We start from the raw sequence: 14,676 nt of genomic DNA on the forward strand, positions 1-14,676 counted from the left end.
CATGAGCGGCACCACCCCCGGCTACCACGACCGCAAGGCCGACTACCTCGCGCGGTTGCGCCGCATCGAGGGTCAGGTCCGCGGCCTGCAGCGCATGGTCGAGTCCGACACCTACTGCATCGACGTGCTGACCCAGGTCTCCGCCGTCAAGAGCGCGCTGCAGAGCGTCTCGGTCGGCCTCGTCGAGGACCACCTCGGCCACTGCGTGCAGGAGGCCGTGTCGTACGCCGCCCACGACGGCGAGCGCGGCGAGGAGCTCGCCCGCGAGAAGGTCGCCGAGGCCAGCACCGCCATCACCCGCCTGCTCCGTTCCTGACCCACCACCCCTCCGAGGAGGACCCCGTGCCCACCACCTACTCCGTCACCGGCATGACCTGCGGCCACTGCGTCCAGGCCGTCACCAGCGAGGTCTCGGCGCTCGACGGCGTCACCGAGGTCGTCGTCGACCTCGAGGCCGGCACCCTCACCGTCACCGGCGAGGCCACCCAGGACCAGGTCGCCGAGGCCGTCGACGAGGCCGGCTACGCCCTGGCCTGAGCCGCGCCCTTCGTGACGCCCGCTCGTCCTTCGAGACGGTCGCAGAGCGACCTCCTCAGGAAGCAGCCCGGGCGGGCCTCTCCTCGTGGAGCGAGCCGGTCCCGCTCCCTGAGGTGCGAGCGCAGCGAGCCGGTCCCGCTCCCTGAGGTGCGAGCGCAGCGAGCCACGAAGGGCCACCCCACCCACCACCCACCGAGGAGCACGTCATGACCACCACCGAGCACGAGGGGCGCGAACGCACGAGCGTCGACCTGCTGGTCGGCGGCATGACGTGCGCGGCGTGCGTCAACCGGGTGGAGAAGAAGCTCAACCGCCTCGACGGCGTGACGGCGAGCGTCAACCTGGCCACCGCGTCGGCGCACGTGGAGTACGACGCGACCCTGGTCGACGAGGACACGCTCGTCGCCACCGTCGAGCGCACCGGCTACACCGCGACCCTGCCGAGCGACACCGGCCCCGGTGACGACGAGGAGCGCGACGCCTCGCACGCGCTGCTGCGGCGGCTGGTCGTCGCCGTGCCCCTCACGCTGGCGGTGGTCGTCGTGGCGATGGCGCCCGGCGTGCCCCGGCTGCCGTGGCTGCAGCTGGTGCTGGCGCTCCCGGTGTGGGCGTGGGCGGGGTGGCCGTTCCACCGCGCGGCCCTGGTCAACGCCCGCCACGGCGCCGGCACCATGGACACCCTGGTGTCCATCGGCACCACCGCCGCCGTGGCCTGGTCGACGGTCGAGCTGCTGCGCGGCGAGATGCACCTCTACTACGAGGTCGCGGCCGTGGTCACGACGTTCCTGCTGCTCGGGCGCTGGCTCGAGGCCCGCGCGAAGTCCCGGGCGGGCTCGGCGCTGCGTGCGTTGCTCGAGCTCGGCGCCACCCGCGCGGTGCTGCTGGACGACGACGGCGTCGAGGCCGAGGTCGACGTCGCCGAGCTGCGTCCCGGCCAGCAGGTGCTGGTGCGTCCGGGCAGCCAGGTGCCGACCGACGGCCGCGTGGTCAGCGGCCGCAGCGCCGTCGACGAGTCGATGGTCACCGGCGAGAGCCTGCCTGCCGAGAAGGGCCCCGGCGACGAGGTCGTCGGCGGCACGCTGACCACCGACGGCCGGCTCGTCGTCGAGGTCACGCGCATCGGCCGCGACACCCTGCTGGCGCGGATCCGGCAGTCGGTGCTCGACGCGCAGGTCGGCAAGGCGCCGATCCAGCGGCTGGCCGACCGGGTCTCGGGGGTCTTCGTGCCGGTCGTGCTCGCGATCGCGCTGCTGACCCTCGCCACCTGGCTGCTGCTGACCGGCGACGCCGACGCCGCGGTCGGCGCGGCCGTCACCGTGCTCGTCATCGCGTGTCCCTGCGCGCTCGGCCTGGCCACGCCCACCGCGATGATGGTCGGCACCGGGCGTGCAGCCCAGCTCGGCATCGTGATCCGCAGCACCGAGACGCTCGAGTCCTCGCGTCGTGTCACCACCGTCGTGCTCGACAAGACCGGCACCCTGACGACCGGCGAGATGCGGGTGCACGACGCGGCCGGCGACGACGACGCCCTCGACCTCGCGGCCGCGCTGGAGTCGCAGAGCGAGCACCCGATCGCCCGTGCGGTCGCGGCGGGGCGGGCGCCGTACCGCCCGGTGCAGGACTTCACCACCACGCCGGGCCTCGGGGTCACCGGCACGGTCGACGGCCACCGCGTCGAGGTCGCCCGCGCCCCCGACGACGCCGCGGTCCTGCCCGACGAGCTGGCCGCACTCGTGCGCAGCGCGCGCGACGCGGGCCGGACCGCCGTGCTCGTGACCGTCGACGACGCACCGCGCGCAGCCTTGGCCGTGGGCGACACCGTCAAGGACGAGAGCGCCGACGCGGTCGCCGCGCTGCACGATCTCGACCTGCGCGTCGTGCTGCTCACCGGTGACCACGAGACGGCGGCGCGCCACGTCGCGGAGCGGCTCGGCATCGACGAGGTCGTCGCCGGGGTGCGTCCCGACGACAAGCTCGAGCACGTACGCCGCCTGCAGCAAGCGGGCGAGCGCGTCGCGATGGTCGGCGACGGCGTCAACGACGCGGCCGCTCTCGTGCAGGCCGACCTCGGGGTCGCCATGGGCACCGGCACCGACGCGGCCATCGAGGCGGGAGACCTCACCCTCGTCAGCGGTGACCCCCGCCTGGTGGCGACGGCGCTGCGACTGTCGCGCCGCACGCTCACGACGATCCGGCAGAACCTCTTCTGGGCCTTCGCCTACAACACCCTGGGTATCCCCGTGGCCGCCCTGGGCCTGCTCGACCCGATGCTGGCCGGCGGCGCGATGGCCGCCTCCAGCGTCTGCGTGGTCACCAACTCGCTGCGGCTGCGTCGTTGGACGCCGGCCGGCTGACTACGCCGACCGCTTCCGGACACCCAGGATCTGGTCGATCTCACCGGCCGACAGGTGACCGTCGACCTCGTTGGCCGCCACGATCAGGTTGGCCGTCAGCTCGACCTCACCCAGCAGCTCGTCGTCCTCGAGCCGTACGTCGAACGGGTCGTCCATCTCTTATGCCTCCCCCGAGTTGTCTGCGTCCCAGTGTCCCCGCTCGACCCCCCGCGTCAAACATCTGCGGGGAGAAATGACAGAAGCCCCGCCCGGGTGACCGGACGGGGCTCCTGCTCTGAGCAACGTCAGAGGGGGCGGACGTTCTCCGCCTGCGGGCCCTTGGGGCCCTGGGTGACGTCGAACTCGACCTTCTGGTTCTCGTCGAGCGACTTGTAACCCTGGGTCTGGATCGCCGAGTAGTGAACGAAGACGTCGTCGCCGCCGTTCTCCTGGGCGATGAAGCCGAAGCCCTTCTCGGCGTTGAACCACTTGACGGTTCCGTTGGCCATGCTGGTTGTTCTCCTTGCGTGGATTTCTTCAGGCTGGGACGTCAGGGCGACGTCCACTCCGAGATGCAGTGACACGTCGTCCCGTCTTGCAAGCCTGGAGAGCCAGAAAGAGAAACTCGGTTGGATCACAAACTCCAACGAGCGTCAGTAGAACCGCTGGAACTTGCACCTCGTGTGAGAGACAGTAGCAATCCGGGAACAACAGGCCAGGCCCACCCCGCGGCGCGCCCCCGGTGCCCCCCGCCGACCAGGAGGTCCCCGTGTCCGCCGAGCCCCACGGCCGAGAGGTCGACGACCCCGGCGACTGGGAGTTCCACGAGGGCGACGGGCCGTGGGCGGGCTGGCTCTACCGGTACGCCGACGGCACGCTCGTCGCCCAGGACGGCACCGTCCTGGAGGAGCCCCCCGCCCAGCCGAGCCCCGAGCCCGTGCCGGTCGCGACCTCCGCCGAGCCCGCGGTGCCCGAGTCGCCGGTCGAGCCCGTCGACACCTCCGCGGAGCCCGCGATGGCCGAGTCGTCCGCCGAGCCCGTCGAGACCGCGGTGGCCGACTCGTCGGTCGAGCCCGCCGAGCCCTCCGCCGAGCCCGCGGTGGCCGACTCGTCGGTCGAGCCCGCCGAGACCTCCCCCGAGACCGCGGTGGCCGAGTCGCCGGTCGAGCCCGTCGAGACCTCCCCGGAGCCCGCGGTGGACGAGTCGCCGGTCGAGCCCGTCGAGACCTCCCCGGAGCCCGCGGCGGCCGAGTCGCCGGTCGAGCCCGTCGAGACCTCGTCCGAGGACCGAGGACCCGGTGACTGGGTGTTCCACGACGGCACCGACCAGCACGAGGGCTGGCTCTACCACCACACCGACGGCCGTCTCGAGCAGGAGGACGGCACCCTCGTCGAGCCGCAGCCCGAGGCGACCCTGGAGCCGCAGCCCGCACCGGAGCCGGCCCCAGCACCCGTGCCCACCCCCGAGCCGACGCCGATCGAGGAGCCGGAGCCGACCGAGGACCCCGTCCCGGCCGCCCGCGACGACCGCGGCCCCGGCGACTGGGTCTTCCACGACGGCAGCGACGACACCGGCCCGCACGACGGCTGGCTCTACCACCACACCGACGGCCGCCTCGAGCGCGAGGACGGCACGACCGTCGAGCCCACCGACGACGAGCCCACCGAGCCCGCACCGTCGCCGGTCGAGCCCGACGAGGCCGTCGAGGCCACCGGTGACACCGACCCGCACCCGAGGCCGACGTACCTGCGGTGGGAGGCGAGCGTGGTGCCGCAGTACCTCGCGGGCGTCGTGTTCGTCGCGGCGGCGATCGGGGCGGTCGTGCTGCTGGTCGACTTCCTCGGCGACACCGCCTCGGGACGGCTCGTGCCGGCCGTGGGCCTGGTCCTGCTGGCGGGGGCAGCGCTGCTGTCGCTGGGCTCGCTGGCCCCGACCGTGGTGACGCTGCGCGAGAGCGTCGTCGAGGTGGCCCACGGCGAGACGGTGCGCCGCTACGACCTGGCCGAGAGCGGCGTACGTCTCGACCTGCAGGGCTCGCCGTCGTCGCTGTCGTGGCAGGCGCGACTGGGGCACCCCGACGGCGACGTCGACCTGCTGCGCCGGCGCCAGGTCGACCCCCGCGAGTTCACCGACGCCGTGCGGGCCTACCGTCCCGACGCATGATCCGCACGACGCCGTTCCGCCCGCGGCTGGCGGAGCTGGACGACCAGCACTTGTTCACGCACTGGGAGGGGCACCTCTCGCCGCTGCGCTACACGCACGCCCCGAAGCACGAGTACTTCGCGGTGCGGCACGCGGTCGGGCTCTTCGACACCAGCCCGCTGCACCAGTACCGCGTCACCGGTCCCGGCGCCGAGCGGCTCCTCGCCGGCGTCCTGCTGCGCGACGTACGACGCTGTGACGTCGGGCGGGCGCAGTACACCGCGTGGTGCGACGAGCGCGGGTTCGTCAGGCACGACGGGCTGGTGCTGCGGGAGGCCGACGGCTACCTGCTCAGCGCGGCCCGCGCCACCCACGGCTGGCTCGCCGACCTGGCCCGCGACCTCCCGGTGAGCCTGCCGGTCGAGGTGCAGGACGTCTCCGACGACCTCGCCGTGCTCGCGGTGCAGGGGCCGGCGGCGCCGACGGTGCTGGCGCCGCTGGTCGGGGCGGTCAGCACGATGAGGGCGTTCGACCACCTGCGCGCACCGGTCGCGGGGCACGACGTGCTGGTCTCGGCGACCGGCTTCACCGGCGGGCCGGGCTTCGAGCTGACGGTGGCCGCCGACGGCGCGCTCGACGTGCTCGACGCGGTGCTGGCGGCGGGCCGCGGGCACGGCGTGCGCCCCTACGGCGAGGAGGCGATGGACGTGCTGCGCGTCGAGGCCGGCCTCCCCCTCGTCGACGTCGAGTGGCACGACGGCCGACTGGCCGAGACCGACGCCGACCGGGTCACCCCCGACGAGCTCGGACTGGGGTGGATGGTCGACCCGGGGCGCGCCTTCGTCGGCGCCGACGCCGTACGACGCGAGCGCCGCGACGGCTCCACCCGCTGGCGCACGGTCGGCGTGGTCGTCGACTGGGAGCACTGGGACGCGCTGCACCGCGCGTCGGGCCGCCACCCCGCCGTGCTTGAGGCGCGGGCGCCGTACGAGCTGCTGCTGACCCAGGACGACGGCACCGAGGTCGGCTACACCACCAGCCTGGTGTGGTCGCCGCTGCTGCAGGCCCACGTCGGCCTCGCCCGGGTGCGGCCCGACCTCGCGGCGCCCGGCACGGTGCTGCACCAGGAGCTCGTCCTCGACCACCACGCCACCCGGGTGCGCGTGCGCACGACGACCCCGAACCACCTGCGAGGAGCGCGATGAACGACTGGGACGCGATCGTCGTCGGCGGCGGCCACAACGGCCTGACGCACGCGGCGTACCTCGCCAAGGAGGGCCTGCGCACGCTCGTGCTCGAGGCCAACGACGTGGTCGGCGGGGCGGCGATCACCGAGGAACTGCGACCGGGGTTCCGGTTCACGACGTTCTCCTACGCGCTGTCGCTGCTGCGGCCCGAGATCATCCAGGAGCTGCGCCTGGTCGACCACGGGTTCATGCCGCTGATGATGCCGTCGTCGTTCCACCCGACCGGCGACGGCGGGCACCTGCTGCTCGGTGACGACCACGGGCAGAACGTCGCCGAGATCCGCCGCCACTCCCCCCACGACGCCGAGGCCTACGACCGCCACGCCGCCGACCTCGCCGCCGTGTGCCGCGCGGTGCAGCCCGTCTTCGACCAGGCCCCGCCCGACGTGTTCGGCGACGAGGGCGAGGTCGACGTCTCGTGGCTGACCACGCACCTCGGGTCGCTCGACCGGCGCACCCTCCACGACGTGGTGCGCCTGCTCACCGGCAGCGCGGCCGACTGGATCCGCGACTACTTCGAGCACCCCGCCGTGCAGGGCTACTACTCGTCGTCGGCGATCATCGGCTCCCAGGTCGGACCCATGTCGCCCGGCTCGGGGCTGGTCTTCTTGTTCCACAAGCTCGGCGAGCACGACCGGCACCTCGGCTCGTGGGCGTTCCACCGCGGCGGCAACGGCGGCTTCACGCAGGTGCTCGCGCGGGCCGCGGCGTCGTACGGCGCGACGGTGCGCACCGGCGCCCGGGTCACCTCCGTGCTCGTCGACGGCGAGACCGCCACCGGGGTCGTGCTCGACGACGGCACCGAGCTGCGCGCGCACGTCGTGGTCTCCGCGCTCGACCCGCGGCGCACCTTCACCGAGCTCGTCGACCCGCGCGGCCTGCCGGGCGACCTGGTCGACAGCGTGCGGCGGATGAAGTTCCGCGGGGTCTCGGCCAAGGTCAACTTCGCCCTCGACGCGCTGCCGCGTTTTCCCGGGTTGCCGGAGGGCTCCGACGACCACCTCCGCGGCTTCGTCAACATCGGCCCGACCATCGAGTACGTCGAGCGCGCCTTCGACGCCGCCAAGTACGGCTGGTACTCCGACCGACCCTTCATCGACGCCGCGATCCAGTCGGTCGTCGACCCGACGATGGCCCCGCCCGGCCAGCACGTCATGTCGTGCTTCGTGCAGTACGCGCCGTACGAGCTCCGCGGCTCGACGTGGGAGGCCGAGCGCGAGCCACTCGGTGACGTCGCCCAGGCCGTGCTCGAGTCGCACTTCCCCGGCTTCGGCGACCTCGTGCTCCAGCGCGAGGTCGTCACGCCCGTCGACATCGAGGCCCGCACCGGACTGACCGAGGGCAACATCTTCGCCGGCGAGTTCCTCGCCCCGCAGATGTGGTTGTTCCGCCCCGCGCCGGGCTGGAGCCGCTACCGCACCCCGCTCCAGGGCTACTACCAGTGCGGCTCCGGCACCCACCCCGGCGGCTGCGTCATCGGCAGCCCCGGTCGCCTGGCCGCCCAGGCCGTGCTGCGCGACGTACGCCGCTGATGCGTGGGTCGTGTGCCTGAGAGGGCGCTACTGCGCCCTCTCAGGCACACGACTCGACCCGGAACGGCCAGCGGATAGGCTCGCCGTTCGCACGGGCCTCTAGCTCAACCGGCAGAGCAGCGGACTTTTAATCCGCGGGTTCAGGGTTCGATCCCCTGGGGGCCCACCCCGACCGAGCTGGGCCATGCTGGTCCACTCCCGGCAGACCCTTCTGACGGGTTTCGCCCCGCGAGGCGTCCGATTCGTCCTCCAATGGAGGCACGTCTCGCCGGGCTCCAGCGCCCGAGCGGGCTCGGCGAGACGCCCCAACCCCGACCGCGGTCACCGCAACGGCTGCCCGCGATCGGATCGCGACAGCCGTCAGCGGCCTCGGATCGCCCCACCGCGGTGGTCCGCGCGGGGGCCGGCGGCTCGAGGACAGGCACCTGACCCCGACCTCGCAGGTGGACGGCGTCTTCCCACCCGCCGGTCACCGTCCTACGCTCGGGGAAGATCAGTCCGCGACGCGTCGAAGCGAGGCGCCGACCCCGCCCAGGTCGAAGGACATCTCGATGACCGCCACGCGCGACGTGGGGTGGTACCGCGACCCCGCGCACCCCGACCAGCACCGCTTCTGGGACGGTCGCCGCTGGCAGCGCCAGGCCGACCACCTCCGGCTGGCCCTCCTCGACAGCCGCGGTCCCTCGACGGGCGACGAGGCCGCCGCCAGCGAGGACCCGCCGAGGGGCTGACGTCTCAGCGGCGGGCGGCGTCGAGGACGGTCGGGGGCCGATCCTGACGGCCACGGGCGTCGGGACGCAGCACTGCCGCGGTCACGGCCACCAGGTGGCAGCGATCCGCGGCAGTGATGGCGGGCGTCAGCCCAGGACGCCGTTGTCCTCCAGGAACTGCTGGGCGACAGTCTTGGGGTCCTGCTTGTCGGTGACGACGGCGGCCAGCGCCTCGGTGAGGTTCTCGGTGGTGAGCGCCTCGGAGACGGAGTTGAGCGCCTCCTCGACCTCGGGGGTGACCTTGTCGCTCTTGATCAGCGGCAGGATGTTCTGCGAGGTGTAGAGGTTCTCGGGGTCCTCGAGCACGACGAAGTCGTTGGACTCGATGCTGGGGTCGGTGGAGAAGATGTTGGCCACCTGGACGGTGCCGTCCTTCAGCGCCGAGACGGTCAACGGGCCACCGACGTCGAGCGGGCGGAAGCTCTTGAACTCCACCCCGTAGACCTCCCGGAGGCCCACCAGGCCCTGGAACCGCTCCTCGAACTCCGGGCCCGCCCCGACGACGAGGTCACCGGCGACGGGCTCGAGGTCGGCGATCGAGGCGAGGTCGTACTGCTCGGCGGTCTCCTGGGTGACCGACAGGGTGTCCTTGTCCTCCGCCTCGGACTGCGGCAGCGTCTCGGTGCCCTCGGGCAGCACGTCCTGCAGCGCGTCGTACACCTGGTCGGGGGCGGTGACGTCGCGCGGCACCTCGTCGCCGTTGCCGGCGGCGAGGAACGCGAGCAGCGCGCCGTTGTACTCCGGCAGCAGGTCGATCGAGCCGTCGTCGAGCCCGCGCAGGTAGACCTCGCGCGAGCCGATGTTGGGCTGGGTCTGCACCTCGACGCCGGCGTCCTCGAGAGCGAGCGCGTACATGTTCATCAGCAGGACGTTCTCGGGGAAGTTGGCCGAGCCGACGGTGATGCTGTCGGCGCTGCCCTCCTCGGGGGCGAAGGCGTCGTCGCCGCCACCGCCGCCGCAACCGGCGAGCAGGGCAAACGACGCCGCGACGGCGCCGAGCGTGATCAGGGGTCGGGACATGGTGGTTACCTTCCGGAGGGGGTGGGGGTGGAGCGAGCCGGTCGAGCGGTGCGCCCGCTGACGCCGCCGGAGACGACGAGGCGCTGCACGGCGGCGAGCAGCAGGTCGAGCACGACGGCGAGCAGGCCGACCACGACGGCCCCGGCGAAGACCTCGGGGTAGTCGCGGGTGGCAAGGCCGTCGATGAGGAAGCGACCCAGGCCGCCGGACCCGACGTACGCCGCGATGGTCGCCGTGGAGACCACTTGGAGCGTGGCGTTGCGGACGCCGCTGAACATCAGCGGCAGGCCCATCGGCACCTCGACGCGGAGCAGCACCTGGCGCTCACGCATGCCCATGCCCCGAGCAGCGTCGACGGTGTGACGGTCGACGTTGCGCACCGCGGCGTAGGTGTTGGTGAGGATCGGCGGGATGGCCAGCACGACGAGGGCCACCGTGATCGGCAGCAGCCCGATGCCGAACCCGACGACGATGATCGCGATGAGTCCGAGCGTCGGCAGCGAGCGTCCGGCGTTGCCGGCGTTGATGGCCAGGAACGCGAAGCGGTTGGTGTGGCCGATGACCAGGCCCACCGGGTAGGCGATCGCGAAGCCGATCGCCAGGGCCAGCGCGGTGTAGCCGAGGTGCTCGACGATGCGCTGCCAGAAGCCACGGTCGGTGCCGAACGCCCACATCGTGGGGTCGAGCAGCACCGAGAAGAGTCCGTCGTTCACTGCCTCACCTCCCCACCCGGGTCCAGGGCGTCAGCCCACGCTGCGCCAGCACGAGGAGCAGGTCGGCCAGCAACGACAGCAGGATCGACAGCACCAGGCCGACGACGATCGGCACCGAGTAGAAGAGCTGGAAACCGGTGGTGAAGAGCTGGCCGAGCCCGCCGAGACCGACCAGGGCGCTGACGCTGACCAGGCTGATGTTGGAGACGGTGGCGACACGCAGCCCGGCGAAGATCACGGGCGTCGCGATCGGCAGGTCGACCGTCGCGAGACGGCGGAGCCGCCGGTAGCCCATCGCCGTCGCTGCCTGCGTGACGACCGCGTCGACCGACCGCAGGCCGTCGGCGACCACGCGCACCAGCAGCGCGAAGGAGTAGACCGACAGTGCGATGACGACGTTGACCGGGTCGAGGATGCGCGTTCCGAGCAGGCCGGGCAGGACGGTGAACAGCGCGAGCGACGGAACGGCGTACAGCAGGCTCGAGGCGTTGAGGAGCGGGTGGTAGAGCCAGCCGTAGCGGGTCGCGAGGTAGCCCACCGGGATCGCGGCGACCAGGGCGATCAGCACGGGCAGCAGCGCCAGCAGCAGGTGCTGGCGCAGCAGCTCGAGCACGAGCTCGCCGTTGGTGTCGAGGTAGGTGCGGACCTCGCCGAGGTAGTCGAGCACGGCTACCCCCGGCGCCGCAGGTGCTCGGCGATGGTCTCGTGGCGCACGACCCCGTCGGCGCGGCCGTCGGCGTCGAGGCGTACGGCGGCCCCGACCGGCGAGCTGATGGCGGCGTCGAGCGCGCTGCGGAGGCTGTCGGTGACGACGAAGGTGCCGCCCGCGTCGAGCGTCTCGCCGTCGCGCACCCACCCGGCCGGGCGACCGTCGTCGAGGCGGAGGCTCGCACCGGCGACCTCGGTGGTGACCGGCTCGACCGGCAGTGCGTCGGCGGCCGCGAAGGACAACCCGCGGAAGCCACGGTCGCGCCCGACGAAGCCGGCCACGAAGTCGTCGGCCGGGTGCGCCAGGATCTCGGCCGGCGGGGCCACCTGCGCCAGGCGACCGCCCTCGGCGAAGACGGCGACCCGGTCACCGAGTCGGATCGCCTCGTCGATGTCGTGGGTGACGAAGGCGATGGTCTTGCCGAGCTCGCCCTGGAGGCGGAGGAACTCCTGTTGCAGCCCGTCGCGCACCACCGGGTCGACGGCGCTGAACGGCTCGTCCATCAGCATCACCGGCGGGTCGGCGGCCAGGGCCCGGGCGACGCCGACGCGCTGCTGCTGGCCGCCGGAGAGCTGCGCCGGGTAGCGCTTGGCGAACGACGCCGGCAGCCCGACGAGCTCCATCAGCTCGGCCGCGCGGCTGCGCGCCTCCCGACGGCTGGATCCGGTGAGCACCGGCACCGTGGCGATGTTGTCCTCGATGGTGCGGTGCGGGAAGAGGCCGGCGTGCTGGATGACGTAGCCGATGCCGCGCCGCAGCTCGGCGGGGTCCTGCGAGCCGACGTCGCGCCCGTCGATGGAGATCGAGCCCGACGAGGCGTCGATCATGCGGTTGATCATGCGCAGCGAGGTGGTCTTGCCGCAGCCGGAGGGCCCGACCATCACGGTGATCTCGCCGGTCGGCAACTGCAGGTCGAGGTGGTCGACCGCGACGGTGCCGTCGGGGAACTGCTTCACGACCTGCTCGAACTCGATCACGGCGTCTCCGTCGGTCCGTCGGTCCGCCTGCGGGGCGGTAGGAGGGTAGGGCGGTAGCGCTGGTGATGACTCGCGCAGCACGAATCTAGCTCAGTCGAGCGACCGGGCTTCTCCAGTCCACCCCTCGCGCAGCAGCGCGCGGAGCGCCTCGACGTCACGACCGTAGGCCCGGTCGGCGGCGTCGTGCGGCACGACCCGCCGTGCGGACGCCAGGGCGTCTCGCAGCGCGGCGGGGGCGCCGGCGTACCGCTCGGGCTCGAGGACCTCGGCCTGGAGCACCGCGAGCAGGCCGCAGGCGACCGTCGTCTCCCACGCGTCGAGGGCCCGTCGCAGCGTCTCGACGGCGTCGACGGCGAAGGTCTGGACGTCCTCCTGGCCGCTGGAGGTCTCGGCCAGCCCCGTCGCGGTGGCCGTGACCGGCAGGCAGGCGTGCACCGCTCCGACCGCGCGCTTGTGCACCGCGACCAGGCCCGCGTGGGGGCCGGGCTCGAGGGCGAGCTGGGCCGGCAGCCCGGTGGTGCGCGGGTCGAGGAGCCGGTGGAGCCGGGCCGTGCCGACGGTCGCGGCGTGCACCGCCGCGGCCCGCAGCGCGTCGGAGGAGGCCGCGAGGTCGAGCCCGTGGAAGCCGGGCGTGCCGATCAGGACGTCGTCGACCAGGGCGGGCGAGTCGGTGACGCCACCCAGCGACCGGGCCACCGCCTCGTCGAGGCCCCGCCGGGCCCGCGCCACCTGAGCGAGGACCGGCCCGAGCACGCGGAACGACACCGGCGCCTGCAGCGCGCGCGGCGCCGCCTCCGGACCGACCAGCCCGCGCAGCTCCTCGAGCACGGCGGCGAGGTCGTCGTCGGCGCGGGCGACGCGGGCGTCGTACGGGTCCCGGGGCGCGCCGGTCAGCACGACCTGCGCCGCCCCCACGACCAGCTCCTGGTGTGCGAGCAGGGCCGCGCGCAGCGCCGCCAGGGTCGCCAGCGCGGTGGCGAGCGGGACGCCGCCCAGCAGCGCGATGCCCTCCTTGGCGCCGAGGGCCGGCGGCTCCAGGCCGCGTGCGGCCAGCTCCGGACCGGCCGGCACCTCGGCGCCGTCGACCAGCAGCACGCCGGCGTCGCCGAGGTGCCCGAAAGCGTGGGCGAGCGGCACGATCTCGCCCGCCGAGCCGTAGCCCGAGCGCGGCACCGCCGGCACCACCCGGTGCTCCAGCAACGTCACGAGCCAGGCGGCGAGCTCGGGCCCGGCACCGCTGTCGGGACCCACCAGCGTGCGCAGGCGTACGGCGAGCAGCGCGCGCACCTCGGCCTCGCCCAGCCAGGGCGGACCGCCCACGGCACGCGCGAGCAGCAACGAGGTCGACTGGCGGGCCTGCGCGTCGGGGTCGAGGTCGACCACGCTCTGCGCGCCGGCTCCGGTCGTGACGCCGTACACCCGGGCACCGGAGGCCAGCAGCCCCAGCAGCCGCTCACGACGGGCACCCACCTGCTCGAGGAGAGGGGGCGCGAGCGAGAGGAGCTCGCCGGCGGCGACGCGGCAGACGGCAGCGGCGTCGAGGTCGTCGGGGGTCGTGACGAGGACGGTCACCGGTAGCGCACCATCTGGCCGACCTCGGCGGCCTCGGCTCGCTCGAGCAGCAGCTGCCCGACGGCCACGTCGAGGATCGACAGGCCGCGGTGCCAGAACAGGACGCGCTCGGTGTCGCTCTCGCGGCCGGGTCGGCGGCCGGTGACGACGTCGCCCAGCTCGGCGTGCAGCGTCTGCTCCGACAGCGCGCCGGTGTCGACGTGGTGGCGCAGCGCGCCGAAGCGGCCCGAGCGCGACTCGCGCCAGTCGTCGACCACCACCTTGTCGACGACGTCGAGGAGGTCGGGGGCCAGCGCGCTCACGGTGCCGTAGGGCACCAGCAGGCTGCCCGGGGCCAGCAGGTCGCGGTGCACCAGCGGGGCGGGCTCGCTGAGCCGGGTCGCCTCGACGCACACGTCGGCGCCGTCGAACGCCGCCTCGACCGAGTCGGTCACCACCACCTCGGCGCGCACCACCTCGCGCAGCCGCTCGGCGAACGACTCGCGCGACTCGGGCCGTCGGCTGGTCACGCGCACCTCGTCGAGGTCGAGCAGGGCGTCGAGCAGCACGACGTTGCTCCACGCGGTGCCCCGTGCACCGGCGTGACCGAGCACCTTCGCGTCGGGCCGGGCCAGGTGGCGCGCCCCCACCGCCGTCATCGCGCCGGTGCGGACCTCGGTGATCCAGGTGGCGTCGACGATCGCGCGCGGCACGCCGGTGTGGGGGTCGTACAGCGTCAGCAGCGCCAACTCGCTCGGCAGGCCCTGCTCGTAGTTCGGCACGAAGTCACCGACGACCTTGACCCCGCTGACGCCGTGGTCGCCCAGGGTCGAGACGTGGCCGCGCAGCACGTTGAAGTGGCCGCGGCCGCCGTTGTCGGGCACCAGGTGGGTGCGCGGCTCGAAGACCGTCTCGCCGCGACCGTGGGCCGCGACCACCCCCTCGACCGCGTCGACCACCTCCGCCGGCGTCACGCCCAGGGCGTCGACGTCGGGGCCGGAGAGGAACCGGAGCCACAGGGAGTCGTCGGGCATGCCCCCGAGCATGCCTGGTACCACCGCCAGTCGATGTGCCTCAGGTCGCCAGCGGGTGCTCTTCCGTTCACCCACGCCGAGACAGCGCCCGGACATTGTGGACCCACAGG

The 14,676-nt window shown here is 73.5% G+C and carries 15 protein-coding genes and 1 tRNA gene; 8 read left to right on the forward strand and 8 right to left on the reverse strand.

Annotation, left to right across the window (positions count from 1 at the left end):
- The first annotated feature begins 1 nt into the window (after position 1).
- The 3 genes from ACYU8I_RS06525 (at position 2) to ACYU8I_RS06535 (ending at position 2,891) form a co-directional block, all read left to right on the forward strand.
- Positions 2–316: a metal-sensitive transcriptional regulator gene (locus tag ACYU8I_RS06525; RefSeq protein ID WP_460838706.1), complete on the forward strand. Its 315-nt coding sequence runs from the start codon at positions 2–4 to the stop codon at positions 314–316.
- Between the two features lie 26 nt (positions 317–342).
- The gene (locus tag ACYU8I_RS06530; protein ID WP_460838708.1) at positions 343–537 is read left to right on the forward strand and encodes a heavy-metal-associated domain-containing protein; all 195 of its coding nucleotides are present in this window, start codon (positions 343–345) and stop codon (positions 535–537) included.
- Positions 538–743: 206 nt separating this feature from the next.
- Positions 744–2,891 carry a heavy metal translocating P-type ATPase gene (locus ACYU8I_RS06535; RefSeq protein ID WP_460838710.1) on the forward strand — a complete coding sequence of 716 codons (2,148 nt, stop codon included), beginning with the start codon at positions 744–746 and terminating at the stop codon, positions 2,889–2,891.
- Here ACYU8I_RS06535 and ACYU8I_RS06540 read toward each other — a convergent pair whose 3' ends face one another.
- Complete coding sequence (locus ACYU8I_RS06540; protein WP_460838712.1) at positions 2,892–3,047, reverse strand: hypothetical protein; 156 nt, start codon at positions 3,045–3,047, stop codon at positions 2,892–2,894. It lies immediately after the preceding gene.
- Between the two features lie 128 nt (positions 3,048–3,175).
- Positions 3,176–3,379, reverse strand: a complete 204-nt coding sequence (locus tag ACYU8I_RS06545; RefSeq protein WP_460838714.1) for a cold-shock protein — start codon at positions 3,377–3,379, stop codon at positions 3,176–3,178.
- Between the two features lie 260 nt (positions 3,380–3,639).
- On the opposite strand from ACYU8I_RS06545, the gene ACYU8I_RS06550 reads away from it, so the two are divergent.
- The 5 genes from ACYU8I_RS06550 (at position 3,640) to ACYU8I_RS06570 (ending at position 8,523) form a co-directional block, all read left to right on the forward strand.
- Positions 3,640–5,034, forward strand: coding sequence for a hypothetical protein (locus tag ACYU8I_RS06550; RefSeq protein WP_460838715.1), 1,395 nt, complete (start codon positions 3,640–3,642; stop codon positions 5,032–5,034).
- On the forward strand, positions 5,031–6,218 hold the full coding sequence (locus ACYU8I_RS06555) for an aminomethyltransferase family protein (RefSeq protein ID WP_460838718.1): 1,188 nt from the start codon (positions 5,031–5,033) through the stop codon (positions 6,216–6,218). Before ACYU8I_RS06550 ends, ACYU8I_RS06555 begins: the two co-directional genes overlap by 4 nt.
- A complete protein-coding gene (locus ACYU8I_RS06560) occupies positions 6,215–7,792 on the forward strand; it encodes a phytoene desaturase family protein (RefSeq protein WP_460838719.1) in 1,578 nt (525 codons plus the stop codon). The genes ACYU8I_RS06555 and ACYU8I_RS06560 overlap by 4 nt, the downstream gene beginning before the upstream one ends.
- Before the next feature lie 93 nt (positions 7,793–7,885).
- Positions 7,886–7,958, forward strand: a tRNA-Lys gene (locus ACYU8I_RS06565).
- 385 nt (positions 7,959–8,343) lie between these two features.
- Entirely contained in the window at positions 8,344–8,523 is a 180-nt protein-coding gene (locus ACYU8I_RS06570; RefSeq protein ID WP_460838721.1) for a DUF2510 domain-containing protein, read from the forward strand.
- 126 nt (positions 8,524–8,649) lie between these two features.
- On the opposite strand, the gene ACYU8I_RS06575 is transcribed toward ACYU8I_RS06570, so the two are convergent.
- The 6 genes from ACYU8I_RS06575 to ACYU8I_RS06600 all read right to left on the reverse strand — a co-directional run bounded on the left by ACYU8I_RS06575 (position 8,650) and on the right by ACYU8I_RS06600 (position 14,566).
- Positions 8,650–9,582 (reverse strand): ABC transporter substrate-binding protein, encoded by a 933-nt coding sequence (locus tag ACYU8I_RS06575; protein ID WP_460838723.1) that lies wholly within the window; start codon positions 9,580–9,582, stop codon positions 8,650–8,652.
- Between the two features lie 5 nt (positions 9,583–9,587).
- Positions 9,588–10,295, reverse strand: coding sequence for an ABC transporter permease (locus ACYU8I_RS06580; RefSeq protein WP_460838725.1), 708 nt, complete (start codon positions 10,293–10,295; stop codon positions 9,588–9,590).
- 4 nt (positions 10,296–10,299) lie between these two features.
- A complete protein-coding gene (locus ACYU8I_RS06585) occupies positions 10,300–10,962 on the reverse strand; it encodes an ABC transporter permease (protein ID WP_460838727.1) in 663 nt (220 codons plus the stop codon).
- 2 nt (positions 10,963–10,964) lie between these two features.
- Entirely contained in the window at positions 10,965–11,981 is a 1,017-nt protein-coding gene (locus ACYU8I_RS06590; protein ID WP_460838729.1) for an ABC transporter ATP-binding protein, read from the reverse strand.
- 90 nt (positions 11,982–12,071) lie between these two features.
- Positions 12,072–13,553, reverse strand: a complete 1,482-nt coding sequence (locus tag ACYU8I_RS06595; RefSeq protein ID WP_460838731.1) for an aromatic amino acid lyase — start codon at positions 13,551–13,553, stop codon at positions 12,072–12,074.
- Positions 13,550–14,566, reverse strand: coding sequence for an ornithine cyclodeaminase family protein (locus tag ACYU8I_RS06600; RefSeq protein ID WP_460838733.1), 1,017 nt, complete (start codon positions 14,564–14,566; stop codon positions 13,550–13,552). Before ACYU8I_RS06600 ends, ACYU8I_RS06595 begins: the two co-directional genes overlap by 4 nt.
- Positions 14,567–14,676: the final 110 nt, after the last annotated feature.

The organism is Nocardioides marmoraquaticus, assembly GCF_054777915.1.

Coding starts and splice junctions, on each gene's coding strand:
- ACYU8I_RS06525 (WP_460838706.1), top strand. CDS start 2: ATGAGCGGCACCACCCCCGGCTACCACGACCGCAAGGCCGACTACCTC.
- ACYU8I_RS06535 (WP_460838710.1), top strand. CDS start 744: ATGACCACCACCGAGCACGAGGGGCGCGAACGCACGAGCGTCGACCTG.
- ACYU8I_RS06540 (WP_460838712.1), bottom strand. CDS start 3,047: ATGGACGACCCGTTCGACGTACGGCTCGAGGACGACGAGCTGCTGGGT.
- ACYU8I_RS06545 (WP_460838714.1), bottom strand. CDS start 3,379: ATGGCCAACGGAACCGTCAAGTGGTTCAACGCCGAGAAGGGCTTCGGC.
- ACYU8I_RS06555 (WP_460838718.1), top strand. CDS start 5,031: ATGATCCGCACGACGCCGTTCCGCCCGCGGCTGGCGGAGCTGGACGAC.
- ACYU8I_RS06560 (WP_460838719.1), top strand. CDS start 6,215: ATGAACGACTGGGACGCGATCGTCGTCGGCGGCGGCCACAACGGCCTG.
- ACYU8I_RS06570 (WP_460838721.1), top strand. CDS start 8,344: ATGACCGCCACGCGCGACGTGGGGTGGTACCGCGACCCCGCGCACCCC.
- ACYU8I_RS06575 (WP_460838723.1), bottom strand. CDS start 9,582: ATGTCCCGACCCCTGATCACGCTCGGCGCCGTCGCGGCGTCGTTTGCC.
- ACYU8I_RS06600 (WP_460838733.1), bottom strand. CDS start 14,566: ATGCCCGACGACTCCCTGTGGCTCCGGTTCCTCTCCGGCCCCGACGTC.